This window comes from Psychromonas sp. MME2 (assembly GCF_040566515.1).
GTDB lineage: Bacteria > Pseudomonadota > Gammaproteobacteria > Enterobacterales > Psychromonadaceae > Psychromonas.
Genome location: NZ_JBEWXI010000012.1, coordinates 557,484 through 580,735 on the forward strand (window position 1 = coordinate 557,484; position 23,252 = coordinate 580,735).

The 23,252-nt window shown below is 38.1% G+C and carries 24 protein-coding genes and 1 tRNA gene; 11 read left to right on the forward strand and 14 right to left on the reverse strand.

Features of this window, described 5'->3' with window-relative positions:
• The first annotated feature begins 37 nt into the window (after positions 1-37).
• Positions 38-460 carry a Cfr10I/Bse634I family restriction endonuclease gene (locus AB1A03_RS13155; protein WP_354625312.1) on the forward strand — a complete coding sequence of 141 codons (423 nt, stop codon included), beginning with the start codon at positions 38-40 and terminating at the stop codon, positions 458-460.
• Here AB1A03_RS13155 and AB1A03_RS13160 read toward each other — a convergent pair.
• The 8 genes from AB1A03_RS13160 to cynS form a co-directional block, all read right to left on the reverse strand.
• Complete coding sequence (locus AB1A03_RS13160) at positions 450-1,574, reverse strand: DNA cytosine methyltransferase (RefSeq protein ID WP_354625083.1); 1,125 nt, start codon at positions 1,572-1,574, stop codon at positions 450-452. The genes AB1A03_RS13155 and AB1A03_RS13160 overlap by 11 nt on opposite strands.
• A gap of 629 nt (positions 1,575-2,203) precedes the next feature.
• A complete protein-coding gene (locus AB1A03_RS13165) occupies positions 2,204-2,497 on the reverse strand; it encodes a type II toxin-antitoxin system RelE/ParE family toxin (protein WP_354625084.1) in 294 nt (97 codons plus the stop codon).
• Entirely contained in the window at positions 2,497-2,736 is a 240-nt protein-coding gene (locus tag AB1A03_RS13170) for a type II toxin-antitoxin system ParD family antitoxin (RefSeq protein WP_354625085.1), read from the reverse strand. The genes AB1A03_RS13165 and AB1A03_RS13170 overlap by 1 nt, the downstream gene beginning before the upstream one ends.
• A gap of 276 nt (positions 2,737-3,012) precedes the next feature.
• On the reverse strand, positions 3,013-3,198 hold the full coding sequence (locus AB1A03_RS13175; RefSeq protein WP_354625086.1) for a DUF3545 family protein: 186 nt from the start codon (positions 3,196-3,198) through the stop codon (positions 3,013-3,015).
• Between the two features lie 238 nt (positions 3,199-3,436).
• The gene (locus AB1A03_RS13180) at positions 3,437-4,645 is read right to left on the reverse strand and encodes an AsmA family protein (protein ID WP_354625087.1); all 1,209 of its coding nucleotides are present in this window, start codon (positions 4,643-4,645) and stop codon (positions 3,437-3,439) included.
• Entirely contained in the window at positions 4,605-5,357 is a 753-nt protein-coding gene (locus AB1A03_RS13185; protein ID WP_354625088.1) for an AsmA family protein, read from the reverse strand. The genes AB1A03_RS13180 and AB1A03_RS13185 overlap by 41 nt, the downstream gene beginning before the upstream one ends.
• A 188-nt stretch (positions 5,358-5,545) precedes the next feature.
• Complete coding sequence (locus AB1A03_RS13190; RefSeq protein WP_354625089.1) at positions 5,546-6,538, reverse strand: ABC transporter substrate-binding protein; 993 nt, start codon at positions 6,536-6,538, stop codon at positions 5,546-5,548.
• A gap of 180 nt (positions 6,539-6,718) precedes the next feature.
• Positions 6,719-7,153 carry a cyanase gene (cynS, locus tag AB1A03_RS13195; protein WP_354625090.1) on the reverse strand — a complete coding sequence of 145 codons (435 nt, stop codon included), beginning with the start codon at positions 7,151-7,153 and terminating at the stop codon, positions 6,719-6,721.
• 400 nt (positions 7,154-7,553) lie between these two features.
• Here cynS and AB1A03_RS13200 point away from each other — a divergent pair, with 400 nt between their 5' ends.
• From AB1A03_RS13200 to recR, 3 genes are all read left to right on the forward strand, one after another.
• A complete protein-coding gene (locus tag AB1A03_RS13200; RefSeq protein ID WP_354625091.1) occupies positions 7,554-8,366 on the forward strand; it encodes a formate/nitrite transporter family protein in 813 nt (270 codons plus the stop codon).
• Between the two features lie 139 nt (positions 8,367-8,505).
• Positions 8,506-10,215, forward strand: coding sequence for a bifunctional protein-serine/threonine kinase/phosphatase (locus AB1A03_RS13205; protein WP_354625092.1), 1,710 nt, complete (start codon positions 8,506-8,508; stop codon positions 10,213-10,215).
• Between the two features lie 100 nt (positions 10,216-10,315).
• The gene (gene recR / locus AB1A03_RS13210; RefSeq protein ID WP_354625093.1) at positions 10,316-10,915 is read left to right on the forward strand and encodes a recombination mediator RecR; all 600 of its coding nucleotides are present in this window, start codon (positions 10,316-10,318) and stop codon (positions 10,913-10,915) included.
• Here recR and AB1A03_RS13215 read toward each other — a convergent pair.
• Both AB1A03_RS13215 and AB1A03_RS13220 read right to left on the reverse strand, forming a co-directional pair.
• Positions 10,889-13,171 (reverse strand): YgiQ family radical SAM protein, encoded by a 2,283-nt coding sequence (locus AB1A03_RS13215; protein ID WP_354625094.1) that lies wholly within the window; start codon positions 13,169-13,171, stop codon positions 10,889-10,891. The genes recR and AB1A03_RS13215 overlap by 27 nt on opposite strands.
• Positions 13,172-13,313: 142 nt before the next feature.
• A complete protein-coding gene (locus tag AB1A03_RS13220) occupies positions 13,314-15,284 on the reverse strand; it encodes an exoribonuclease II (protein WP_354625095.1) in 1,971 nt (656 codons plus the stop codon).
• A gap of 181 nt (positions 15,285-15,465) precedes the next feature.
• On the opposite strand from AB1A03_RS13220, the gene AB1A03_RS13225 reads away from it, so the two are divergent.
• Together AB1A03_RS13225 and AB1A03_RS13230 are read left to right on the forward strand one after the other, a co-directional pair.
• Positions 15,466-15,556 (forward strand) — tRNA-Ser (locus tag AB1A03_RS13225).
• 227 nt (positions 15,557-15,783) lie between these two features.
• Positions 15,784-16,224 (forward strand): hypothetical protein, encoded by a 441-nt coding sequence (locus AB1A03_RS13230; protein ID WP_354625096.1) that lies wholly within the window; start codon positions 15,784-15,786, stop codon positions 16,222-16,224.
• A 36-nt stretch (positions 16,225-16,260) separates the two neighbouring features.
• Here AB1A03_RS13230 and AB1A03_RS13235 read toward each other — a convergent pair whose 3' ends face one another.
• Together AB1A03_RS13235 and AB1A03_RS13240 are read right to left on the reverse strand one after the other, a co-directional pair.
• Entirely contained in the window at positions 16,261-16,803 is a 543-nt protein-coding gene (locus tag AB1A03_RS13235; protein WP_354625097.1) for a glycosyl hydrolase family 18 protein, read from the reverse strand.
• On the reverse strand, positions 16,784-17,308 hold the full coding sequence (locus tag AB1A03_RS13240; RefSeq protein WP_354625098.1) for a glycoside hydrolase family 18 protein: 525 nt from the start codon (positions 17,306-17,308) through the stop codon (positions 16,784-16,786). Before AB1A03_RS13240 ends, AB1A03_RS13235 begins: the two co-directional genes overlap by 20 nt.
• Positions 17,309-17,515: 207 nt before the next feature.
• Between AB1A03_RS13240 and AB1A03_RS13245 the strand changes: the two genes are divergently transcribed.
• Positions 17,516-17,767, forward strand: coding sequence for a hypothetical protein (locus tag AB1A03_RS13245; RefSeq protein ID WP_354625099.1), 252 nt, complete (start codon positions 17,516-17,518; stop codon positions 17,765-17,767).
• Between the two features lie 185 nt (positions 17,768-17,952).
• The gene (locus AB1A03_RS13250; RefSeq protein WP_354625100.1) at positions 17,953-18,465 is read left to right on the forward strand and encodes a methylated-DNA--[protein]-cysteine S-methyltransferase; all 513 of its coding nucleotides are present in this window, start codon (positions 17,953-17,955) and stop codon (positions 18,463-18,465) included.
• A gap of 143 nt (positions 18,466-18,608) precedes the next feature.
• Here the strand turns inward: AB1A03_RS13250 and AB1A03_RS13255 are convergent, their stop codons facing one another.
• Positions 18,609-20,285 carry a DUF3413 domain-containing protein gene (locus AB1A03_RS13255; protein WP_354625101.1) on the reverse strand — a complete coding sequence of 559 codons (1,677 nt, stop codon included), beginning with the start codon at positions 20,283-20,285 and terminating at the stop codon, positions 18,609-18,611.
• Positions 20,286-20,290: 5 nt separating this feature from the next.
• Entirely contained in the window at positions 20,291-20,515 is a 225-nt protein-coding gene (locus AB1A03_RS13260) for a YejL family protein (protein WP_354625102.1), read from the reverse strand.
• A 181-nt stretch (positions 20,516-20,696) separates the two neighbouring features.
• Here AB1A03_RS13260 and yejK point away from each other — a divergent pair, with 181 nt between their 5' ends.
• The 3 genes from yejK (at position 20,697) to AB1A03_RS13275 (ending at position 23,239) form a co-directional block, all read left to right on the forward strand.
• A complete protein-coding gene (gene yejK / locus AB1A03_RS13265; RefSeq protein ID WP_354625103.1) occupies positions 20,697-21,761 on the forward strand; it encodes a nucleoid-associated protein YejK in 1,065 nt (354 codons plus the stop codon).
• A gap of 240 nt (positions 21,762-22,001) precedes the next feature.
• Positions 22,002-22,868 carry a 6-carboxytetrahydropterin synthase gene (locus tag AB1A03_RS13270; RefSeq protein WP_354625104.1) on the forward strand — a complete coding sequence of 289 codons (867 nt, stop codon included), beginning with the start codon at positions 22,002-22,004 and terminating at the stop codon, positions 22,866-22,868.
• A 17-nt stretch (positions 22,869-22,885) separates the two neighbouring features.
• Complete coding sequence (locus AB1A03_RS13275; RefSeq protein ID WP_354625105.1) at positions 22,886-23,239, forward strand: HIT domain-containing protein; 354 nt, start codon at positions 22,886-22,888, stop codon at positions 23,237-23,239.
• The last annotated feature ends 13 nt before the right edge of the window (positions 23,240-23,252 follow it).

Consider the following 23,252-nt stretch of genomic DNA (forward strand, 5'->3'; position numbering starts at 1 on the left):
TTCCAACCCTGATTTTGTTATTATTGATACAACAAATATTAAACTTGATGGTGAATTCCAAAAAAGTATTTCAGGTTTTACCCCTGACTCAATAGATAAGTTAGAAAAAAGCTATCAGCATTTTATTGGTAAGTGTTCATTTGAAAATATATCAGGCTATCTTTCAGTCAAAACAACATTTCGACCTGATTGTAGGCTGCAATTGTCGCATGAAGGTTCTCTTATGAAGGCAACATATGTGCACCTTCAAACTAGAGATTGGGTTATTAATCCTAAGGGTTTAAAATACTACGGCGCTGCAACAAAAATATCTGACGCAGATCGGCGTGGATTACGAACAGTGGCGACACACTCTATTCTCGATGTTCAAGCCACCCCACAAGCTGCGGTTGATGAGGTGTTTACCATTAATAGCAATTCAAATTGCGATGACGCTTTTAAAATCATTCTCAATGAGTAAAAGAATCAAGATATTTCTTAACTGTACGAGCAAGTCCTAAGCTTGCTACGTACGGAACTCCATTCCCTATAGTTTTAAACATATTCGATAAAGTCATCGTATCAGGAAAAGAAAAGTCTTTTGGCAGTGACTGAATAGCTAAAGCTTCAGCTGCTGATAATCGTCTACTTTTATAAGGGTGTAAATGAACTTCATTGTTTCCATAAGCAGCCGTCGGTGAGTATCTCCATCTATGTAATCTTTTAAACGATTTTTTAGAATCATCTCCTTCGTCAATTACTTGAAACTTAGGTAATGCAGCTCTAGGCACAAAATGATGCTTAGAGTTAGGGTGGGCATTAACATTATTCTTATTGAACCAATATTCAACTGTTAATTCTTCATATTTTTTAATTTCAGTTGGAATTGTTTTTTCACCATTTTCTTTGTATATATCACGAGTAGGCCATTCTATTTTTTGAAATATTAGATTTCTATCGTACTTCAATTCAGATTGCCAATTAAAATCCATTTCTAATTGTTCATTATTTTTAGAGTTAGATTTGGACTTTTTTATTCCAAAAAGTAATATTCTATCTCTATCTTGAGGCGCGCCATACTCAATACAATTTGTCAATCGATTTGTTAGTATATAACCAGCTTCTTCTAACTCTAATTTTACTTTTTCAAAAAACTCTCTATGTCTCGCAGTGCGCCATAAGCCTTTAACGTTTTCAAATATAAAAAAGTCCGGGCTGAACTTAATTATTCCATTAACGTAAACTTGTGTTAATCGACCATTTTCACCATCTTTACCTTTATTCTTTCCTGCAACAGAGAAATCAGGGCATGGAGGCCCACCAATAAAACCTATTAACTCATTTTGTTTTTTTGCATTATTAACTGTTTCTAAAAAGGATTCTTTTAAATCTCCTTCTACTAATTCTTCAATACTCTCATTGCTATATCCAAATTGAGGTTCAGAAATCCCCATTGAAGAACGGCTATATTTATAAGCGTCGAGAAATGGTTTGTGAAATTCGTTGACATACTGGACATCGAAGCCCGATTTTTCAAATCCGAGGTCTAAAAAACCACTGCCGGAGAAGAAAGAGAACAATATTGGCTTAGACATTAAGCAACCTTTGGTATAATAAGAGAATTACAAATATTATTACGCACTGAGTGCGCAACGTCAAGAGATTAAGATGCTATTTTGTCATAAATTACAGAAGAAGAAAGAAGAATTAAAAGTAAGCCAAAAAGTACTTTGCTCTATATTATATGACGTTCCACAAAGAACGTTGCAGAGTTGGTTAAAAGGAGATAAAGAACCTCCTTTGTATCTTCAGGAGCTAGTTTTTTTCAAACTTAGTGATGTAATAACTGATCAGTGTGCAAAAAAAACATAAAAAACAAGAATAGGTGTCGCGCAGCCGACACCTTATTCGGGTGTTGAACAAGCCCGATCTGGAATAATACCGCCAATTGAGGACACCCAAACATTTGATTGATGCAAATCAATCAAATGTTTGGGTGTCCGATTTTGTTGTTTTGCCTACATTAACCCAAGGGTTAAGCCCTTAAACCGCAATAATCCAACCAAATTAGCCTCATAAACACGTTTACAATTCAATTTAATCAATCATTTATTGAAAAGTGAATAATCTATTTGAATCTCAAGTAAATGTGAATTAATGTTATTTTTATTTTAAATAATCAGGCTGAAAATGAGAAATTCTACAGCCTCGTTATGTTTCAGGCTCAGAGAGCGCGATTTACATCCATGCTTTTATGTAAAATACGCACAATAAGTATCTGATTTTCTTTATGCTCTTTGTAATAAATAACATGATTAGCCTGAGGGTACTTACTATAACCTTCTCTAATATAATCGCAGTTAATTCCGATTTCGGGGGCATCTGCTAATAATTGAAATGAGTTATCAAGTATTCTTAAATAACTATTTCGTTGCGCTTGACCCCATGTTAATTGGGTGTATTTTGCAATTTTTATTAAATCTGATTTTGCTTTACCTGATAATACGAATTTCTTCATTAGTGATTGTCTTTATCAAGTTCAGCTATTAATGAGTCATAGCTATACTCAACGGTGCCACTTTGTTCACCTTGAACTAGCATAGTACGTAAATTAAGTAGTTTGGTTTCTTCATCTTCTAATGCTCGCAAACCAGCTCTAAGCACTTCGCTTGCTGAACCGTAGCGACCTGAATGAAGTTGTTGGCTTATAAATTGATCAAAATGATCACCTAAAGTAACGCTTGTATTTTTAGCCATAGTTAAAACCTTTTTAGTTAATACCAATATGTATTGGATTATGGTATAAAAAACATAACAAGGCAATTAAATCGGGGGAAATTACGCATAACGGCTGTAGGCACCAATAGGGGGACACCCAAACATTTGATTGATGCAAATCAATCAAATGTTTGGGTGTCCGATTTTTTCGATTTTTTTGCCGATTTTTTTGTTTTTTTTTAACCATCTAATTTGCTATATAAATGACATGGGTAAAAAAGCGCCGCTATTATTGTTAATCGCGGCGCTGTTTTATTATAAAAAATCGAGTGAAGAGAGTTGAAAGGTCGGATCTAAATCATAGAGTTCTTTGGTCAATGCTTGACGAGCTTTAAACGCTTCAATTTCTCGCCACTTTCTCACTTTAGGGGCTTTTTTTCTCGTGCTGAGATGTAATAAGTGAGTGCTATCTACCTCAAAATAGTGGTTGTCGTATTGCATATAATATCCTTATTTAGAATGATAAATACTCTTCGATGAAGCTGATAATAAGGGGGAATTGTTGCAAAAATATGACCATGCTTAGTTTTTGCCGTGATCATAAATTTTTATTTTGGAGTGGATGTGAACCGTAAACTTGTTAGCTATTATGGGCAAATTTTAATGCCTTTGAAATTTATAAAAAAGCCCTAAGTTGACGGTTAACAACTTAGGGCCATTTATCATCTTGTTTGCGTGGTTAGCCGAATAGCTTACCAAGTTCACCTTTAAGTTTGTCCTCTATTTTTTTACCTTCTTCTTTGAGTTCATCACTCGATTTGTCTTGCTGCTCTTTTAGTTTATCCTTTGCTTTATTCTCAAGTTCTTTGCCTTTCGCTTTCAGTTGTTCATTCAACGCGCCATCCATATCAAGGCTAAATTTTGGCTCAGAGAAAGAACCTTTGATCAACATTGGGATGGTAATGCCATTTAGGTCGTAGACTTCTGTTTTTTCATCGCTTTTAGATAGTGGGGTAATACTTAACTTATAGTCTAATGATTCTTTTAAAATATCAGCTAATCCCGCGCCATCTAAACGCATGACGGGTGATAGCATCAATAGCTTTTGGTTATCAACTTGTCCTTTTTGGATAGTAAAATTCCCTTTTAACGATGCAAAATCAGTCTTTTTAATGCTTTTTTCCGTTGGTAGTTCTTTACCTTTTATTTTCGCTTTCAGTATGCGTATTTCCTGTGGGACATTAACCCCATATATCTCGCCATCTAATAATGTAAAATCACCTTTACCCATTAAACCTGCTTTTATTTTACTACTGGTTAATCCTGTACCTGAGCCTGAAAAATTAAAGGCCGTTTTACCGCTTAGGAAATCTATCTTTGCAGCATCGGTTAATAACTGACGTATGACAACATCTTTAAGAGTGGTCGAAATGTTGTACTTATTCATTCCTTTGGCATCATCGACAAGGGCGTTAACCGTTAGTTGACCATCGTATAACAAGGCGGTTAGCGGTTTAATTTCGGCTTTACCTTTGTTCACTAAAACCTTCATATCAATTTTGCCTATTTTAATCTCATTGGCTTTTATGCCTGCAATTGTTAAAGCACCATTAACATCAAGCGTGTTTAAAAACGCTAAATTGGGCTCAATTTCCGCTGCTGGATCGGCGCTATTTTGATCTGCCCCTTCAACGTCAGCGGTTTCCGATTTTGCAGGAAGATAGGGCGTTAGATCCCATTCATTACCCTGCAAATCAAAACGAACCTTCGTTGTGTTTGTCGTTTGTACTGAAAGCTTGCCCTGTAATTGAATATCATCAACCGCGAGGGTTAAATCGGTAATATCAGCTTTTTTGCTGGGGATGGTATAAGTTATATTACTGCTGATTTTGCTTGATAACTTTTTATTAGGTAGTGAGTCGCCTGCAAATAAAGTCTCTAAATTCAACCCATTTAATTGGATGGTTGAGATCGGGCGAAACCATTAATTGTGCTTGTAACTCTGCTCGTCCGTAAATTTTATCAATGACGATATTGGTGATAATTAATAAATCAGTCGCTTTGCCAAGTTCAAATGAGCCCAATTTAATTTGCTCTATAGTAACTTCGGTTTTAGACCCGACGGTGAGATCTTGCACCTCTATGATTGCATCATTGATATTGATGCCTGCCAATTTAATGGTATCGAGGGTTACTGAATTATTGTTAGCACTATCACTGCTCTCTGTTTTGTTATTCTCTTTGGCCGTTGTATTACTGCTTGCTTGCTTAGGTACCATATTATCTAGATTTGATAAGCCATTTTTATTCGTAATTAAGTTGAAACGTAGGCCATTTAAGGTCAGTTCCCCGATCTGGATTTCGCCTTTAAATAGTGGCATTAACGCTAAGCTTACCGCTGCATCGTTAATTTTTGCTAAATTTTTACGGTTGAATCCATTCGGGTTGAGTAGCTCAATTTCACCACTACTAAACCCTAACTGAGGGTAAAATGTCCACCCCAGATCGCCATTAATGAGTAAATCACGGTTGATCGCTTTTTTTACCTGAACCTGGATCTCTTCTTTATAATCATTCGGATCCACGAGTGTGAATAAAAGAATAGCGGCAAGGATAAATAGAGTTAGCACTCCAACAAATAATTTTATAAAGAGTTTCATTACAACGTCCTTTGTGATTGGTTTATAAAAAGTATAAACGCTTTTTATTATAGTTTATAAAAACATTACTTCGCTGCTAATTTTAGCATATATATCAATGATATTATAAAGCGAAGATAAAGCTAGTTAAGTAAAGAATCGATGCTACTGTGTCTCTCATGGAGGTGCTCGCCTTAGTGAGATGGCGATTAATCTATCAAGGTTGCTTTAGCTGCAATATCTTCCGGCAGTGTGATGCCATACTTTTGTAAGCCATGGCGGCTAAATATATATTGCCCTCTTTGGGCTGTTCTAGGTCTTAATAAAGACATTTTTTTGTCTGTAGTTAATACCTCTTTGGCCATTTCTGCTGCTATTTTTCCTTGCTCAAAGCCAACGAGGACTAATCCTCCAATTGCTTTATCTTCTCCTACGGAAAAATCCCAAAATGCAAAGGGAGGAATTGGCGTGTGGTTGACGCTCCAATTGATAATTGTATCTTCTGAAATATGTTCGCCTTTATCGTTAGTAAGGGTGTGATAGGTGCCAATAAATAGTGCGTCATAATTATTTTCATCTGCATTATTTATCTCCTCCTGCCAAATTTCCCAGTTACCGATAAGTTTTATTTCTACTTCTATCGATGATACTTTTATCTTAGTCGAGTTCGCAAAGACCTCATTTAAAATGACGTGAGAAGTGGTACTGTTATCAAATAGGAGTAAGACGCGATTTACTTTTTTAGCAAGTACCTGAGCAATGGTTGGAATAGCTCGTTTAATGAGTGGTCGTTCTAACACTCCACAAATATTATCACTGGGATAGATATTGTAATTGCGAGGATTGTTATTTATTCCCAAATAGATGACCGGAGTTTGTGTTTGATTTAAACGTTCACCGAGATGGAGTAGTGCAATATCATCACCTAATATAACTAAATCAGGTTGTTTCTCCTCAAAAAATTCCCATGCTAAATTGGCTTGCTGTTGATACTGATATTTAGCTATTCGTTTGCCATTTATTTGGAAATAGATAAGTTCAAAGTCATCATTAAGTACAGATTTTATGCCTTCAATATAGCTTTGGTCCCAGCTGTGTTGACTGTGGTAACTTTCTATTATTAATATTTTTTGTTTTGCAAATATGGGGAAAGAAAAAAATAACAGTATGATATATAAAGCAAAGCATAATACTTTTTTCATATTACCTTCATTATTTAGTGCTTGTTCGCCTAATGTCTATTTTTAATATTGGAGAGTCGTATTCATTAGTATAACTATATTTGGGTATAGTATTTGATCTGGTTTATTAAAATGAGATATAAAGCAACAATAGCCATTATGAATAATGGCTATTGTTACCTCTAGTTCATGGCATTACTGTTACCACTTTTTATAACCTAAAAATTTACCATTCATGGTGATCACGACCCGATCGCCAGCAGGGTTTTCTTCTTTATCGACGCTAAGAGTGAAATCTATTGCACTCATGATACCATCCCCAAATTTTTCTTGAATAACATCTTTAAGCGGGAGTCCGTAAACTTGCATAATTTCATAGAAGCGATAAATTAAGGGGTCAGTTGGTACGGTATCAATGAGCCCTTTAACTGGATATTGCGTAAGCGCTTTAGTCCATGATAAATCAATTTCTAGTATGGAAAGTAAAGCTTGCGCTTCTTCAATTGATGCACTGGCTTGGCCATAGATAAGTGAAGCGGTCCATACTTCACTTCTGCCTAGCGCATCCCCGAGATCCGTAAAGGATAAGCCTTTATTTGATTTTGCCTCTAACAGTAGATTTGTTAAATCAGACATCATTCACCTCATTTTTATTGATTATGCACTTACCTGTGCATGGGGCTCTTTTACATTAAAGAAATTTGTAATAAGCGAAAACTATGCCATTTGCTTAATTAGATGTATTGATTGCCACGATACATGGTGTGGCACTCCCTTTGGTTGATGCGGTGCACCTTTTTAAGTTAACCGCAGGTTAAATTTTTGTTAAAAACTTAACCCAATTTAGTGCGAAACTGCATTTTCAGCACTGTTATGGTGCTTGTAAAAATATCATTTACTTATCGAACAAAATATTGCCATTAAAAATCAATTGCTTATGTCATTTTAATTTATTGGTATGTATGTTGCTAATCTGTTAATAGCGTGATCTAGGGCATGCATAAATAATTTTAAACCAATATACAGAGGATGTATTATGTCATATATAGAACCGAGTGAATTTGTCACCAAAATGGTTGATTCTGGTGAACAAAAAGTATACATGTCGACGAAAGACACCCTTATACGTGCATTTATGGCGGGGGCCATTTTAGGTTTAGCCGCTGTGTTTGCGATAACCGTGGCAACAAAAACAGGGAGTCCTATTTTAGGTGCTTGTCTGTTTCCAGTCGGTTTTATTATGCTTTATTTGATGAAATTTGATCTGTTAACGGGAGTATTTACGCTGGCTCCATTAGCGTTATTTGATAAACGTCCAGGTGTTACCGCTGCTGGCGTGCTTCGTAACTGGGGGCTTGTTTTTATTGGTAACTTTGCTGGTGCTTTAACCACCGCCTTTTTCATCTCGTTTATTCTAACCTATGGTTACTCTACGGATGGCGGCGCTTTAGCTGCTAAAGTAAGTAGTATTGGTGAAGCTAGAACATTAGGCTATCAAGAACATGGTCTAGGTGGTTGGATAACGATTTTTATTCGCGGTATGTTATGTAACTGGATGGTCTCCATGGGGGTTGTTGGAGCAATGATTTCCACCAGTGCTGGGGCTAAAATGGCCGCCATGTGGATGCCTGTTATGCTGTTCTTCTTCATGGGGTTTGAGCATTCAATTGTTAATATGTTTTTATTCCCTTTCTCTATGATCATGGGGGGAGACTTTACAGTTTATGATTACTTATTATGGAATGAAATTCCTACCGTATTAGGTAACCTTGTCGGTGGCTTGTTACTGGTTGGTTTACCACTTTATTTCACCCATGTTAAAACATCACCTGTGCGTAAAATTGCTTAATCGCTGTTGTTAATCGGCAGCCTTATTTAGGCTCTAAAGTGATAAGACTTTAGAGCCTTTTTATTTAGGGCACACTATAAAACATGGGCAGATCCCACGGTGAAAATCTCATTCGGGTAATAAAGGTAGGAGATAATTGATGGAGCAAGCGTTAGCTGTCAGCATTGGTCAAGCAACCGATAAAGGTATTAAAAAAATCAATCAAGATGCAATGGGATATGTTATCCCTAACGAACCTTTATTAAGTAGCAAAGGTGTTGTGCTGGCTATGGCTGACGGGATCAGTTCAAGTCATGTTAGTCAAATAGCCAGCGATACCGCTGTGGCAAGTTTTTTAGCAGATTATTATTGTACCTCTGATTCTTGGTCTGTTAACACATCGGCTCAGAAAGTCATTAAATCAATCAATCATTGGTTATATGCACAAACAGCTAATAGCCCCTATCGTTATGAAAAAGATAAAGGCTACATTGCGACTTTTAGCACCCTCATCATTAAATCTAATACAGCCCATTTATTGCACTGCGGTGATACCCGTATTTTGCGTATTTCAGATAATCAATTAGTACAATTAACCCAGGATCATCGCCGCGTTGTTTCTTCAGAAGTGAGTTATTTAACGCGTGCTTTAGGGATAGATCCCGCTTTAGATATTGATTATCACAGTGAAATTATCGCAGAGGGGGATCTATTTATTCTCGCTACTGATGGTGTCTATGAGTTTGTTAGTGAAGCGTATATATTAGCGACTATTGCAGAATTTGATAATTTAACGCTTGCCGCAGAGAGGATCATAGAGCAAGCGATGTTGTCGGGTAGTGATGATAACTTAACTATTCAGATTGTTAAGATAGAAAAATTACCCAATTATCAACTCAGCGAAGTTCAGCAGCATGTCTCAATGCTACCTTTACCGCCGAGATTAACAGCGAGAATGGTATTTGATGGTTATACGATTCTTCGTGAAATATATATAAGCAGTCGTAGCCATGTATTTCTAGCATCTGATATAGAAAGTCAGCAACTTGTGGTTATTAAAACCCCCTCAACGGAACTGCGTAATGATAAACAATACCTAGAACGTTTTATGCTCGAAGAGTGGATCGCCAAACGTATTAATAATCCGCATGTGGTGAAAGCAATAGAGCCAACTCGTAAGCGCAATTTCTTATATTTGGTGAGTGAATATATTGAAGGTATTTCATTAAAACAGTGGATGATAGACAACCCGCAAGCAACCATTAATCAAGTAAGAGATATTATTGGACAAGTTGCAAAGGGGTTGCAAGCGTTTCATCGACAAGAGATGGTTCATCAAGACTTACGCCCCGATAATATTATGATTGACCATAACCAGACCGTTAAGATCATCGATTTTGGTTCGACCTTCATCGCGGGAGTAACGGATATTAAAAATGAAGAAGCAGTAAGAGGTACTATGCGTTACTCTGCTCCTGAATATTTTTTAGGTGAAGTTGGCACTGCCCGTTCCGATATTTATGCACTAGCGGTCATTACCTACCAAATGTTATCAGGCCGTTTTCCATACCATGCAAAAATAGCGCAGGTAAGAAGTCTTTCGGCACAACGACGTTTGAGTTATACAAGTTTAATTAATGATGATACCGAATTTCCTATCTGGATTGACGACACCTTGCGTAAGGCCTTAAACGTTGAACCTGCAAAGCGTTACGCAGAGTTATCGGAATTCATACATGATTTAAAGCAGCCAAATAAGAGGTTTATAAATCGCACGAGTCGGCCACTCATTGAACGTAATCCGGTTCTGTTTTGGCAAGGTATGAGTTTTATTTTGTTGCTAATTATTGTTGCTCAGTGGTTAATCTAGTGCCGTAACTATTGTATGATGATGGCTATAGCAAATTGGCAAGGCGTGTTAACATCGCACGCATCATTATCATTAATTTAATAGCATAAGAAGTGTGTATATGGGCTCTATCTCTTTACTTGAAGAACTAACTCAAGCGTTGCAATGCTTACCTAGTGTTGGCCCAAAGTCAGCGCAACGTATGGTGTATCACCTGTTAGATAAAAATCGTCAAGGCGGCTTAAGGCTGAGCCATGTGCTAGAGCGGGCAATTCATGAGATTGGTCATTGCCAGCAATGTCGCACCTTCACGGAAACCGAGTTATGTAACATCTGTAGTAATGAGAAGCGTAATAATAGTCCGTTAATTTGTGTTGTGGAAATGCCCGTGGATGTTCTTGCCATCGAACAAACTGCGCTTTTTTCTGGCACCTATTTTGTATTAATGGGGCACCTTTCTCCTCTTGATGGCATTGGTCCAGAGCAGTTGGGCTTGCCTTTATTGGAAAGCCAATTAGCTAAGGGAAAAATAGAGGAGATTATTCTAGCAACGAATCCAACGGTAGAAGGGGAGGCAACGGCTTATTATATTGCGACCTTAGCAAAAAAATACAATATCGCCGTAAGCCGTATTGCGCATGGTGTGCCAGTGGGTGGCGAACTTGAATTTGTCGATAGTACCACACTGTCACACTCATTTTCTGGACGTTCTATTTTTTAAAATTCCCCAATTTTCCGGCTTTTTACTGCCAGTTAATTTAGCAACTTTTTTGCCGCTCGCTTTGTTGCTTTTGCTCGTTGATGAGTTTGCCTTTTTAAATTGTGCAGAACCCGAATGACGTGTGACTGCGCTTTGAGCTGGTTTATTGGTTGCAAACTGCTGTTGTTGTAGCACCCCTTGTTGCTCGTTACGCGATTCAGGCGGCACTAAATGTTGTGGGCTTTTACCTATCAACTTTCTCGCTAAACCCAGTTTTTTCAATGTTTCACGAATTAATGGCCAGTTTTCTGGTACATGGTAACGTAGAATTGCTTTATGAATTTTACGTTGACGTCCCCCTTTTGCGGTGAATACTTGCTCACTATCTTTTGATACTTTATGTAGTGGATTTTTTTCCGTATGGTACATGGTCGTTGCATTCGCTAAGGGCGACGGATAAAAATTTTGCACTTGATCTAATTTAAAATTATTCTCTTTTAACCACAAAGCAAGGTTAACCATATCAAGGTCTGTAGTACCTGGATGTGCAGAAATAAAGTAGGGGATCAAGTACTGTTTTTTGCCCGCAGCTTTGGAGTATTTTTCAAACATATTTTTGAACGCTTCATAGCTGCTCATGGTAGGCTTCATCATTTTATCTAATGGGCCTTTTTCCGTATGCTCTGGTGCTATTTTCAAATAGCCGCCAACATGGTGTTCAACGAGCTCTTTCACATAGGCAGGATCTTCCACTGCGATGTCGTAACGAACCCCCGATGCGATTAAAATCTTTTTGATACCAGATAATTTCCGTGCGCGGCGATATAAGCCAATCGTATGTTCATGGTTGGTATTCATGTGATGACAAATATCAGGAAAGACACAGCTTAAACGTCGGCAAGTTTGCTCCGCTTTGGGGCTTTTACATTTCAGACGATACATATTTGCCGTTGGCCCACCAAGGTCAGATATGACGCCTGTAAAGCCGGGCACGCTATCTCGAATCGTTTCTATCTCTTTGATAATCGAATCTTCCGAACGACTTTGGATCACTCGTCCTTCATGTTCGGTTATGGAACAGAAGGTACAGCCGCCAAAGCAACCACGCATAATATTAATCGAAAATTTGATCATATCGTAAGCGGGGATCTTAGCATCTCCATAGGCAGGGTGAGGAATGCGTTGATAGGGCAGTCCAAATACGCTATCTATCTCTTCCATGGTTAATGGATAAGCGGGGGGATTGATCCACACTAAACGTTCGCCATGATATTGCGCTAATGCGCGTGCACAACCGGGGTTGGTTTCTTGGTGCATAACGCGTGAAGCATGTGCATAAAGCACCTTGTCTTGACTGACATGGTCATAACTGGGTAATTGAATATAGGTTTTTTCCCAAGGCTTCTGCTTTGCTGGTCGATGCTGCTCAGGTTGAATCGTGATCACCTGTGTTGGAGCGTCATTAAGAGAAGGATCTGCCAGTTTTTGCGTGGCACAGGCAACGTTTATATCGGCATAGGGATTGATAATGGGGTCTATCTTGCCGAGTTGATCGACCTTACGAGAATCGAGTCCCTGCCAATTATCTAAGGGTTGTTTAATTAACACCGCGGTACCGCGAATATCGACCATCTCTTTAATTTGTTCACCCTGAGAGAGTCGGTAAGCCACTTCTAATAGTGGTCGCTCAGCATTTCCATAGAGCAAAATATCCGCTTTAGCATCGAGAATAACAGATCGACGTACTTTATCTGACCAGTAATCATAATGGGCGATACGGCGTAAACTCGCTTCAATGCCGCCGATCACAACGGGGACTGATTTATAAGCCTCTTTACAACGTTGCGTATAGACTAATACAGCGCGATCTGGGCGTTTGCCACCTTCATTATTTGGCGTGTAGGCATCATCATGACGCAGACGACGCTCAGCCGTATAGCGATTGATCATGGAGTCCATATTACCCGCAGAGACGCCAAAAAAGAGATTGGGTTTGCCCAGCTGCATGAAGGCATCTTTACTGCTCCAATCGGGTTGTGCGATTATCCCGACACGATACCCCTGCGCTTCAAGCGTCCGGCCAATAACGGCCATACCAAAACTTGGGTGATCTACATAGGCATCACCAACCACTAAGATAATGTCACAACTGTCCCAACCGAGTTGCTGCATCTCTTTACGAGACATAGGCAAAAATGGCGCTGCTTTTTCAGTTCGCGATTTATATTTGGGATATGAAAAAAGTGGCCTATCAGCTTGTAATAAATCAACGCTCATTGTATTTGCCTAACTTAACTTATGTTGGAATATAGAGAAGGGGATTCTAGCATATCTATGGGGGATTCTTAACCGCGAAGTTTATGTGGGTTAGAGGCGGCTTGAAGTTAATCCAACATAGTGGATTAACTTCAGCTGATATCTATAGTGGCGCGCTAAGTGGATCCGCTAATTTGCCAATAAGTTGATTACTCTCAAGGTTGACATTATGGAGCATAACATCAATAACATCACCCAGTTGTAATTCAGTTTGCGCACCCATTTTAACTTGTCCAAGTTCACGGCTACATTCTATCGCTTTAGCATCATTACTATTTTTCACTAACAAGCTTGCAGGAATAAAGAAGGTTGCACCGTTCTCCTGTACGCGGACACGTAGTCCAGCTTTAACGATATCAAATATCTCCGCTTTATAACGCCACTGTGATTGCTCCTGACTTTTAAGATACTGACAATAAAGGAGGTTATTGACATCTCTTTCAGCTAGACGTTGTAATTTACGAGCTTCATTAAGTAACAGACCAATATCATCAGCGACTTCGCAGCTCTCTGTTTCTAATAGGATTGACTTAATTAATCGGTGATTAACTAAATCACCATATTTACGAATGGGGGATGTCCATGTCGCATAATGCTCAACGCCCATGGTGAAATGCGCTTCTGGTTTACTTTTGGTGTCTGCATAGGCAAGCAGTTTACGTAGTCTATGGTCTAAATAGTTATTATGCAGGTTACTCACTTGTTGACGCATTTTGGTATAACCGGTTAACGTTGATAAAGCATCAACATCACTTTCTATACCATATTCAGCCAGTAATTCGACGGCTTTAGCTAAACGGTCGGAAGCAAAACCAGAATGGCTATTAAAGACGCCTTGCGCTCTATGTTTTGCTAAAAAGTCACCCGCACAAATATTAGCGGCAATCATCGACTCTTCTACGAGACGGTTCGCGGTGCGTCTTGGCTCGCAGATAATTTCGTACACTTCACCTTTATTATTGAGTTTGAAGGTGTAGTCTGGTTGGCTTTTAAAGACGACATTATTATCGCTTCGCCATGTGAAACGTTTTAATGTCGCCTCATTTAAGGTGTGTAATAGCTTACTTAACTGACGACTAGGTTGCCACACATCATTATTACCCTCTTCGTTTTCTAGATAATCGGAAACATCATTATAATTAAGACGATAATGTGATTTTATCCATGCAGCAAAAAAGGTTGCTGGCCCCTCTAATTGGCCATCATGATTGATTTGAACAGCGCAACAAAGTGTAGCTCGCTTTTCTCCCTCTTTTAATGAACAGAGACTATCGCTTAAATCTCGCGGTAACATTGGTACATTGAAATTGGGTAGGTAGTGAGTAAAGGCACGTCGTTTTGCTTCATCGTCAATGGAGCTGTTTTCAGGCACGTAGGCAGAAGGATCGGAAATGGCGATGGTTAGTAGCCAACCCGCGCTATTTTCTTCTATATAGAGTGCATCATCCATATCCTGTGTATTAGCACCATCAATGGTAAAAAAAGGTGTTTTAGTTAAATCGGCTCTTTCTAGATCTGTATCAATAACCTGCCATGGATGGTCAAATTCAGGGGCTTTAGCGGGAAGATTATGTGTTGCAACCGCCACTAATCGGTAGGCAAAGGGATCGCTGCCATCGGCAATCTTCTCAATCACCTCGACCATAAAACCATTGCCTTCTAAGGCATGACTCAATAATTTTACTTTTACCCAATCTCCATCAAGATAGCCATTTTGTAAAAGCTGATGGCCGCCTTTGACCTTGAAAAATGCCTTTAATAGCGGATTATTTGGTTCGATATTAAGATGTTTGCCTTTCACTGATAGACGGGCAATAAAAACATCAATGCCAGCTTGTTTTAATTTGTTAGGTTCCGCCGTTGATTTATCACCATTTTCACGAATAAACGCATTGATATGGTCGCCATGCAATACTTTTTTCATCTCACTCGGCGGGATAAAAAAGCGTTTACCTTTGTCTGTTTCTAGAAAACCATAGCCACGTTCAGTTGCTTTTACAATGCCTTGACGTTTCGGGATGTTTTCTTGAATTTGAGTTTTTAATTGGCTAAGCAATGGGTTGTTCTGAAACATAAAATAAAACCTTAAAATGAATGCTGTGCACAAACGAAAACTGAATGGCAAGACAGTAGGTAAATATAAAGGGGATTGCCGTTCAATAAAAGGGGCAAATACTCAAAAGGCATGAAAATTAAAATAAATAAAAATAATGCTTGGCTTTTTTATTAATTATGTTTAATATGCGCCTCGTTCCGGAGGGGTGGCAGAGCGGCTTAATGCACTGGTCTTGAAAACCAGCGAGGGTTAATAGCTCTCCGAGAGTTCAAATCTCTCCTCCTCCGCCACATTAAAGAAAAAGCCCACTGATTTCAGTGGGCTTTTTCGTTTCTACAGTATTAAAATCAACGTTAAATTGCTCTTAAGTAAACAATTATTGGTTGTTTACTCTTACTGGTTCATGAAACCGCATTGTATTTGCTATAATCGAATCTGTTTTTACGTTAATAATGGTAACAAAAACTATCACTGCTGGTAATTTGTTATTCGATTTAAATATATTTAGGAAAATAATATGGGTAAGATTTTTTCATTATTCTTTTTGCTGACTCTCTCTTTTAGCTCGATGGCCAATCAAACATCACAAATTATGTGCGGTTTTTTGTCCAATCAAACAGGGCTGATTGCAGAGCAAGTGCAAAGTGGAAAAGCTATCGAAGCGGTTGATGAATACCAAGAACTGCTCACTATATTTCCTGAGGGTGGACCATTTTTCCAAAGTGAGGTAAGGGGGTTTTTATTAATGACAGAAGAATTGTCTCCTGATTATGTTAGTAGCTTTTTTGCTCATGCTTGTATTAATAATTATATTTCTGATAAAGCCTTGATTATTAAATTGGAACCAATTATTAAAGAAGCTTGTATTGGTAAAAAAGAAGAGCCTCGCACTTGTATATATAAAACGCTGAATGATTGGGCTGCGAGTCAAATAGCGAAACAACCTGCGAATAAATAATTAACGCTTGGCGTGGAGCCAAGCGTTAAGGTGTGATTAATCGCAGATAGTTACGATGTTGCCATCTACCGTTTCTTTGATTGCATCGAGCAACGAATAGGTCGGATACTCTCTATAGGCATCTTGATCAAGCGATTGCATCATCATGCCTCCCGCATATTTCATCGCGTATTCGGTTTTATCGACCACGGTGGGGATACCATTATAATCTCGACTTTTGCTATTATCGGTGCACGCATAACTTCTGCTTTCATTGACTATTTGGTCAAAGCTTTCCCCGTTATCAGCAAATAAGGGGATACCTAGGACAAGTTTATTTTTAATTAAGCAACGCTCCGTCCAATAGTCAATAGAATCAATTGCATCTTGTTTAGATGATTGTAAATTATCGGAGTTACTTGTATTAAAAGCCCTGACATTCACAAAATTTACATCATCAAAGACCGTGCTATCAATGAGGTCGGCATAATTTTCATCATCACCAACACCAGAGATAACCGCAATACTTAGTAGATAACCTTTATCCTGTAATTTACTAGATAGCGCGGAGACTAAATCTTCAAAAAGAATCACCTTCACTCTTATCCTTTGGGTATTGCCAGTTGAGATCAACACCATTTAAATCATAATCTTCAATAAAATCAATGATGTTATTTACCCATGTTTTGGTTAAAGAGCTTGAGCTTGCAATTGTCTTAAAGTTTGCGCTGCTACCGCTGTCACCTCCGATAGAAATTAGTATTTTGACATTTTGCCCCTGTGCGTAGGTTATCATATCTTCAAAGTCATTGATTTCACTGTCACTGAAGGCGACCAGTGAGCCATCTGATTTAAACTGTAAATAGCCATAGATTAGGTGGGTCAGAGATGCGTAGTAGAGGTTATCAATTTCATCGCTATTATCGCCATTCCAATAGGCAACTTTTTTAAATGAAACCGCAGTCGTATCCGTTGCACATTCCGTTTTATTATTATCGGAAATATTATCATTTATTTTCGAAAAAAGCCCTTGGCAGGCAGTTAAGCTAGCGACTGTAATGAGGCAAAACAGGTACGTTTTACAACGCGTTAGTAAGTCATTCAAAATGATTTCCTATGTAATATTGATATCGGGTATTGATGAGTCCCTAATATCGCTAACTTAGGTTATCTGTGCAAGTTAAAAATAGTATTTTCTGTGCTTCGGTCTTAATAAAAAAAATTGTTCAGCCACAATAAATTTTTTCTCTTTCTAAAATTGAGAATTTGGTTAATTATTTATTTAGTTGCAATCACCAACCTTGGGAGGTTTATGATGAATTACGAAGAAGAAGATGATCTATTTGATGATGATGATATTGACCTTCTTGATTTTGATGTAAATAGCGATGATTTTGAAGTGGTTATGCCCGTTCGTTCAAAAGAGCAAACACGCAGAGAGATTGAGTTATGGCATGAAAAGAGACTGTTGAAATTAGATCTTGATAGTACATTTGATGACTACGACTACGACGATGACTTTAACTACGATATTGGTCGGGATACTGACTACAATTTCGGCTGAGTTAAAGCGACTGCAATAAGCTTGTTCTTAAGTGATTAAAACAAGCTTATTGCCCTGCCTCAATTAAAAGCAAGTGAAGCTATTGCTAAAAAGTAGCGCTCGCTTTCATCGATTTGTTGTCACGCCTAGATAGATTTCATAATCAAAGGAATTGGTATAACTATTCTTTTAAGGGAGTCGCACTGATGTACTTTGATTATATCGAAACACCAATAGGTTTGATTAAATGCCACGCTTCTGAGCTAGGCATAACAGAGGTTGAGTTTAGTGCGAGCCGAATAGGTGAGTGTAATGCGAATCAACACACTGAGTTATGTCTGATACAGCTTGCGGAATATTTTTCAGGGGTAAGAAAAACATTTGATTTACCGCTTGCTCCGCATGGCAGCCATTTTCAAAAAACTGTTTGGTTATGCTTAGCTAAAATCCCCTATGGTCAACTGCTTAGTTACGCTGATATTGCACGTATGATTAACAACCCTAAAGCATCACAAGCAGTGGGCGGAGCAAATGCTAAAAACCCGCTTGCGATTATTATTCCCTGTCATCGAGTTATCGGTTGCAATGGTAAATTAACAGGGTACGCGGGGGGGCTACATCGTAAACACTGGTTGTTAGAGCATGAGGGGATTACTATTAACGGTTTAGCCGATCAACAAAAAATAGCGATAGAAGATTATCGCTATTGTGTAAGCTAATGCCTTGATCGGGAATATCTCTTAATTAAAACGCCTTAGTTTGGTTAGTACATCAATAAGTAGGGTAATGTCTATTTCATCTTCGTTTAGCTCATCACCAAGCCAGTTAATGCTCTCTATCTCGCCGTTATTTGAAAAGCGCGTTATTTTTTCTTTTTGATAAATAATATATTCTTTCGTACTGCCCGACAGGACATATTGGCGCTCTCTGTTATCAAATAGGCTTTGACCACTGCTGTATAATCTGGGTTATCTTTACTGCCAAATAGCGCCTCCATTAAAGTGGGGACAATATCAACATGACTGGTCATGCGGGTTATTTGTCTGGGTTCTTGTATTCCAGGCCAAAGTACAACTAAAGGGACATGGGCGTTATGGATCATGGCATCGTTACTGGATAGATTATCAAATGTTTTGCCATTTGTGCCGGTGATGATAACGATGGTATTCTCGAGTAAGTCCTTTTTTATTAGGGTTGAAATGACCCCGTTTATTTGTTCATCTATCGCCAATACTTGCTGCTGGTATTGCGTTAATTTTTGTGACTGCGCAGTTAACGTCAATGGGGTTGTGTTGTTCGCTGCAGCACGTCCTTGCTTGTAGTATATAAAGCTAAACCATTTTTCATTTTGAGGTTGTTTAGTTATCCACTGTTGCCATTTTAGTGTGCTACTCGCATTGCTATTTTGTTCTGAATAATTTTCTAATTCAGGTGTTTTTATTTCGCTAAAACTGCTCTGCAAAAATTCCGGATGTACAAATCCAATACTAGAAAAAAGACCAAAATTGTAATTTTCTTTGGATAGGTGAGTCATTAATATAGGTGGAATATAGTTACTGGTTATTTCCGGCCAATAGCGATTAGGTAAACCATAGAATAAGCTAAATATTCCCTGCGAACGATTAGTCGCACCGCTGAAATGCATTGTATAATTCAATCCTTGTTTACTCAGTGAATGTAAAAATGGCATATTGTTTTCATTGAGCATATCTGCACGTAATCCACCTGCACTGATGAGTATGACATTTTTAGGTGTGCTTGCTAGTGGTTTCATAAAAGATAACGTGCTTTTGGGGTAGTGTAGATATTCGACTTGTGCATTGGCATAAGCACTTTGTTGGTTAATTCTTTTTAATAATTTTTCATCGCTAAGCCAGCCTTGTTTGGTCAAAAATGAACGTGCCGTCATAGGATAGGAGAGTGGGTAAATAGATTTCTGTTGGACAATTGGGCGATATTGCGTTGCATCAGCCCAAATGAACGTTAAATGGGTGATAACAAAAGTAGTAAATAGGAATATAGCGATCGGCTTACCAATGGCTTTAGCTTGCAATACGCGACGTTTACGCCAAACAAAATAAGAGATAGCTAATTCAATGGCGAAAATTATAGGAATAGATATGTAGTGCAAATTGATTGAGTAAATTTGCTCAACCTGTTCTGGACGTTGTAAAAATTGCCAAATTAAAGGGGTAATATGGAAGCTATATAGCTTGAATATTTGTGTGTCTACAATTAATAACGTTAACGCTGCGGTACTTATTATTATTGCTAATAATCGGTATAAGCGTTGCATTCGTATAATAAACGCCAGGGGAAAGAGTATTACAACAAATACCACTGCGCATAAAAAACTAGCATGGCCAATTAGGCTAATGAATTGATATGCGATTCCCACAGGCGTGTCAGCTAATCCGGCATATTTTATATAGCGAAGGCTGATTAATGAAATGAGTATGAGGTTAAAAAAAGTAAACCAATGCCCCCAGCTGATTAAGCGAGAGGCGTTATCGTGGAATTTATTACCCGTTTCAACCATATTAATTATTTTTCTTCTGTTTTAAGTGAGGCGGTGAAGGCATCAACAAATTTTTCACCAATTTCAGCACGTTTGTTAACGGGAACATTATTATTAATGATATGTGTAATGCTATTGCCCAAAATCATCAGACTTAGGTCAATGGAGACATCATTATCATGTAATACTTGTAAAACTTCATTTAAGATTTTTTCAATTTTTTTATTAGAATACTTAGAAATAATTGGCATAGTAATTGGTTAACTCGTTAGTAATAAATAATTTTATAATAACATAGCAATGGCAAAGGTAACCTAGTTTTTATTTTTATTAGCAAAATTTTCAATATCGGTATCTTGCTTGCTACTATTGGCTGTTTGTATCTGTATAATCCATACAGACTAATTACTTTTTTTATCTGGTGCACTTGTTATGAATATCTCTGCAACGAACATTATTCTTCATTCATTGAATTACAGCCCTGAGGGTGTACTACAGTGTAAAATGCGTGAAGGTGAATTGCCAATATCACCATCAATTGAATCTTTTTTAAGTGAGTTGCATCGTACTTATCAAAGTAAAACGAATAAAGCATTCGCTTCTTTTACCGCTGATAGTGAAAAAGAGTCGCTATTTCGTGATGCATTAGAAAAAGAGATGGCTGGCGAGCTCGACTTTGTCAGTTTATCGCAACAAGCGGCAACTTGCTTGGTGACTGAATTACAAAAGTATGACTTTGCTGAGCAGGGCGTATTGTTAATTAGTAAATACAGTTGGACTGCTAGTGAATATCTATTTATCGCGTTATTGCACAATAATGAGTCTGTTAGTGTTAACGATAATTTAGAATTGCAGGTCAGCCAGCACATTGAAACGACTAAAATCCAACTGGTTGCACGTATTGATTTAACCTTGTTTGCTCGTGATCCGGAATCAAATCGCTATATCTCCTTTATAAAAGGGCGTGTTGGGCGTCAAGTGTCTGATTTTTTCTTGGACTTTATGGGGGCGCAAGAAGGTTTTGATGCTAAAGCTCAAAATCAAGGCTTAATGAAAGCGGTCGAAGCATTTTGTGATAAAGAAGCTTTGCCGATAACGCAAAAACAAGAGGTAAGGGAAGTTGCCTTTGAATATTGTAAAGAGCAATTAAAACAAGGTGATGATATTGATCTTTCGGTATTATCAGAGCAACTGCAAGAGTCGCCTAAACTCGAAGGTAGTTTTTATGATTTTGTCAGCGAAGATTATCAATTGGAAAATAGTTTTCCTGCTGATCGTAGTGTGATGCGTAAATTAACGAAATATGTCGGGCAGGGGGGCGGAATTAGCATTAGTTTTGACCAAAAACATCTTGGTGAACGTATACATTATGATGCGGATAGCGATACCCTAACTATTCAAGGGATCCCACCTAATCTTCGCGAGCAGTTGAAGCGGGATGGTGATGTTGGTGAGTCAGATAGCCGTCTTGAAAATGACGATACAGCACCATTTTAATGCTTATCCCCATGTTATCTCCAGATGCTTGTCTGGCGCCAACTCGGACACCTGAGCCTCATGTAAAATGAGGGAATTGTTATTCGTTTTTCGAGTTTGACAACGCAGCATTGGTTTTCGGGCTAGCGCCCCGTAGGGCAAGAAAATAGCATAGTTATGCCATGCAGCTCAGTATTTTGTTTCTTACTGACTTTGTACCTTGAAGTATGATGACTATATTACTAAATTAATGAGAGAAGAATGAAATTATTTGTACGTGATTTAACGGTTATTGATGCATCATACTTAGATGCACAACGAGGCTTCGTTGGAGAGAGTTATCAAGTTGATATAACGCTTGACGGTAAGCTCAATGAACAATCGATGATACTTGATTTTTCATTGGTGAAAAAGAAAATTAAAGCGATCATTGATGCCGAGGTAGATCATAAGTTGCTTGTGCCACATGCCGCTGAAAATTGCAGTGTGATCCTTGGAGCTGAACGCTCTCAGGTTAATTATATTCTCAATGATAATAGCGCTATTCAATTAAAATGCCCCAATGAAGCCTATTGTTTATTAGAGAGTGAAACCGTCACACTTGAATTATTAGAAACCTATCTTGAGCAAGTTATTTTATTGCAACTGCCTGATAATATTACCGGGCTTGAAGTGAAATTAAGAAATGAACAGATTGCAACACCTTACTATCATTATACTCATGGTCTAAAGAAGCATAATGGTAACTGTCAACGTATCGCTCACGGACATCGTTCTAAAATAGATATCTATATTGATGATGTTTACAGTGATGCCTTGGTCAAGGATTGGGCTAACCGTTGGCGCGATATTTACCTTGTTAGTGCTGAAGATGTGATAGATAAGGGGGATTTGTCTTTTATTGTATTACAGAATAAAAGCGATAAATTATGTACCGCTTACCATGCACAACAAGGGTATTTTGAACTTTTGCTCCCAGCTAGTCGAGCTGAAGTGTTGCCTAGAGATACCACCGTTGAAGAGTTAGCAAATTATATTTGTGAGCAAATAAAAGCGCGTTATAGTGAACAAAAGATCACCGTGTATGCCTATGAAGGTATTGGTAAAGGCGCAATTACAGAACGATGAATCGTAACGGAGGGAACATGGCCGAAGAGACAATATTTAGAAAAATTATTAATAAAGAAATTCCGTCTGATATGCTTTATCAGGATGAATTTGTTACCGCATTTCGTGATATATCACCAAAGGCGCCAACACATATTTTAATTATTCCTAATAAATTGATAGCGACTGTTAATGATATTGAAATTGAAGATGAGTTATTGATAGGTAAACTTTACAGTGTCGCTAAAATGTTAGCGAAGCAGGAGGGGATTGCAGAATCTGGTTATCGTTTAATAATGAATTGTAATCAAGATGGTGGGCAAGAGGTCTATCATATCCACTTACATTTAGTCGGTGGTAAGCCGCTTGGTAAAATGGTTGCTGGAAATTAAATCTTATAAAATA

Excerpts from the sequence above, each read along its gene's own strand:
- AB1A03_RS13160 (WP_354625083.1), bottom strand. The coding sequence starts at position 1,574 with ATGTCTAAGCCAATATTGTTCTCTTTCTTCTCCGGCAGTGGTTTTTTA.
- AB1A03_RS13165 (WP_354625084.1), bottom strand. The coding sequence starts at position 2,497 with ATGAAGAAATTCGTATTATCAGGTAAAGCAAAATCAGATTTAATAAAA.
- AB1A03_RS13170 (WP_354625085.1), bottom strand. The coding sequence starts at position 2,736 with ATGGCTAAAAATACAAGCGTTACTTTAGGTGATCATTTTGATCAATTT.
- AB1A03_RS13175 (WP_354625086.1), bottom strand. The coding sequence starts at position 3,198 with ATGCAATACGACAACCACTATTTTGAGGTAGATAGCACTCACTTATTA.
- AB1A03_RS13185 (WP_354625088.1), bottom strand. The coding sequence starts at position 5,357 with ATGAAACTCTTTATAAAATTATTTGTTGGAGTGCTAACTCTATTTATC.
- AB1A03_RS13190 (WP_354625089.1), bottom strand. The coding sequence starts at position 6,538 with ATGAAAAAAGTATTATGCTTTGCTTTATATATCATACTGTTATTTTTT.
- cynS (WP_354625090.1), bottom strand. The coding sequence starts at position 7,153 with ATGTCTGATTTAACAAATCTACTGTTAGAGGCAAAATCAAATAAAGGC.
- AB1A03_RS13200 (WP_354625091.1), top strand. The coding sequence starts at position 7,554 with ATGTCATATATAGAACCGAGTGAATTTGTCACCAAAATGGTTGATTCT.
- AB1A03_RS13205 (WP_354625092.1), top strand. The coding sequence starts at position 8,506 with ATGGAGCAAGCGTTAGCTGTCAGCATTGGTCAAGCAACCGATAAAGGT.
- recR (WP_354625093.1), top strand. The coding sequence starts at position 10,316 with ATGGGCTCTATCTCTTTACTTGAAGAACTAACTCAAGCGTTGCAATGC.
- AB1A03_RS13215 (WP_354625094.1), bottom strand. The coding sequence starts at position 13,171 with ATGAGCGTTGATTTATTACAAGCTGATAGGCCACTTTTTTCATATCCC.
- AB1A03_RS13220 (WP_354625095.1), bottom strand. The coding sequence starts at position 15,284 with ATGTTTCAGAACAACCCATTGCTTAGCCAATTAAAAACTCAAATTCAA.
- AB1A03_RS13230 (WP_354625096.1), top strand. The coding sequence starts at position 15,784 with ATGGGTAAGATTTTTTCATTATTCTTTTTGCTGACTCTCTCTTTTAGC.
- AB1A03_RS13245 (WP_354625099.1), top strand. The coding sequence starts at position 17,516 with ATGATGAATTACGAAGAAGAAGATGATCTATTTGATGATGATGATATT.
- AB1A03_RS13250 (WP_354625100.1), top strand. The coding sequence starts at position 17,953 with ATGTACTTTGATTATATCGAAACACCAATAGGTTTGATTAAATGCCAC.
- AB1A03_RS13255 (WP_354625101.1), bottom strand. The coding sequence starts at position 20,285 with ATGGTTGAAACGGGTAATAAATTCCACGATAACGCCTCTCGCTTAATC.
- AB1A03_RS13260 (WP_354625102.1), bottom strand. The coding sequence starts at position 20,515 with ATGCCAATTATTTCTAAGTATTCTAATAAAAAAATTGAAAAAATCTTA.
- yejK (WP_354625103.1), top strand. The coding sequence starts at position 20,697 with ATGAATATCTCTGCAACGAACATTATTCTTCATTCATTGAATTACAGC.
- AB1A03_RS13270 (WP_354625104.1), top strand. The coding sequence starts at position 22,002 with ATGAAATTATTTGTACGTGATTTAACGGTTATTGATGCATCATACTTA.
- AB1A03_RS13275 (WP_354625105.1), top strand. The coding sequence starts at position 22,886 with ATGGCCGAAGAGACAATATTTAGAAAAATTATTAATAAAGAAATTCCG.